Below are 1,763 nucleotides of genomic sequence, written 5' to 3' on the forward strand. Positions count from 1 at the left end.
GAACCTCACCACCCCGAAGGTATCGGGGGCAAGGGCATCGGAGGAGAAGGAGAACTTTCTGTCGGTGAGGTAGTTCATGGGTTCATTTCTTCGCCGGCGACTCCTTGTACTCGAGGATCTTCGGCATGCCGCCCCAGCTCGTGTCGACGAGGGTCATGTCGACCTGGTACCGCTCCGTGCTCGTCTTGCCCTTCACGGTCTTCGTCGTCGACGAGACGGTTGTGCTCGCCCGGTAGCGCCCGGTGCCGCTGTCGAAGGAGACCGAGACCGGCTCGACTGTGCTGGAATAGGCGGTCACCGCCGACGACCAGAGGCCGTACCAGTCCTGAAAGCCCTGCCAGGAGGTTATCTTCTTCTTGTCCGCCATCTCCATGATGAGGCCCGTGTCGGCAAGGTAGGAAAGGAATTGTCCCGCCGGGGCCTTCTCGTCGAAAAGGGCGAACCACGCGTAGACGATGCTCTTTATCTCATTGTCGGGGAAACGACGCACCTTGGGGGCCGTGGGCCTTAAGTCCTCCCGGGGAGGGGTGTACACATAGAGGATGGTTGTCTTGTCCGCGGCCGGAATGACACCATAGGGGGTGTTGGAGGGGACGACGAAGGCGCCGCCCGCCGCGATCTGCCTCGTGTCCTTGCCCACCGTGACCATGGCGCCGCCGGCAATGACGTAGCCCATGACGTCATTGGAGCGATGAGCGGTGGTGATGTTCCCCGTCAGCCCCGATTTGGATGTTTCCACGATCTCCAGTGTGAGGCGGTCGTTGAAGAAGACCTTGCGCCGCGTCGTGTCGTCGACCTTCACCCATGACGCGTCATCGGGGGGGAATATGGCGGGGTCGACCTTCTTGATGCTGCCGTGGAAGTCGTAGTCCCGCTTGAGGTTCTGTGCCTGCGGCGCCGTCTTCGCCCCGCCGCCGCAGCCGGAAAGGGCGAGGGCGGCGACGAGCGGGACCGCCGTGGATAAGATCTTCCAGTTCATCGTGGACCACCTATTATAAAACAAAGCCCCTCTTGTTTTGAAGTGCTTTTCTACCATGCGAAGGTGAAGGCTATCCCCCTTCCGCCGGGGATGACGGCCGCGGGCGGGGTGAAGGCGATCACGAAGGAAGGCCGCTCGCCCTCGACCTCCTTCACGGACAGGTCACCGGGCACGTGGCCGCCAGAGAGGCGAAAGAAGGTCTGAAGGGCCTCCTCGAGCCAGGGGGCGGCGTCATCGGGAAGCGACGACCCGCGCTCTTCCCTCAGGCGGATGAGAAAACCGGTGAGCCGGGAGAAGAACAGCTGGAAGGCAAGGGGTTCCCCCGATACGGTCCGGGCCGCGGGCAGGAAGGCGATATCCTTCATGGCGACCCCGGCGACGGGGCAAAGGCCAATCTCCCCGAACTGCCTCAGGCGGTCGACGGAAAAGACGGCCTCCGTTGATGCCGGCACACCTTCCCGCGCGGGATGAAGGGCAAGACCTTCAAGGCGTGCGGCATCGCTGTCGGTCAAGCGTGTCGGCCAGCCAATGCGTCCGGCGCTCTCAGCCGCGAGGGTGCCGACGGCCCAGACGGGGCTTATCCACAGGGGCGCCGCCTCCTCGAAGAGGACATCCCGGGCTGCGGACTCCCCGGCATAGCGGGGTCTCGCGAGAAAGCCGTTGCAGGCCGCCACGAGCCAGTTGGCCTCAGGCAGGGAACGCAGCCTGTTCCACTTGGCGTAGACCGGATTGTCTTCGATGTGGTGGGCGAGATAGGCAAGGCGATCGATCTCGTTCCATTCGC

2 protein-coding genes are annotated in these 1,763 nt (G+C 63.6%); both read right to left on the minus strand.

The window, feature by feature from the left end:
* Positions 1-82 precede the first annotated feature (82 nt).
* Entirely contained in the window at positions 83-979 is an 897-nt protein-coding gene (locus GXX82_14970; GenBank protein NLT24341.1) for a cupin domain-containing protein, read from the minus strand.
* 50 nt (positions 980-1,029) lie between these two features.
* Positions 1,030-1,763: type VI secretion system contractile sheath large subunit (locus tag GXX82_14975; GenBank protein NLT24342.1), on the minus strand; the 734-nt coding region annotated here is incomplete at its 5' end.

Origin of the sequence: Syntrophorhabdus sp., assembly GCA_012719415.1 — a bacterium.
Lineage (GTDB): Bacteria > Desulfobacterota > Syntrophorhabdia > Syntrophorhabdales > Syntrophorhabdaceae > Delta-02.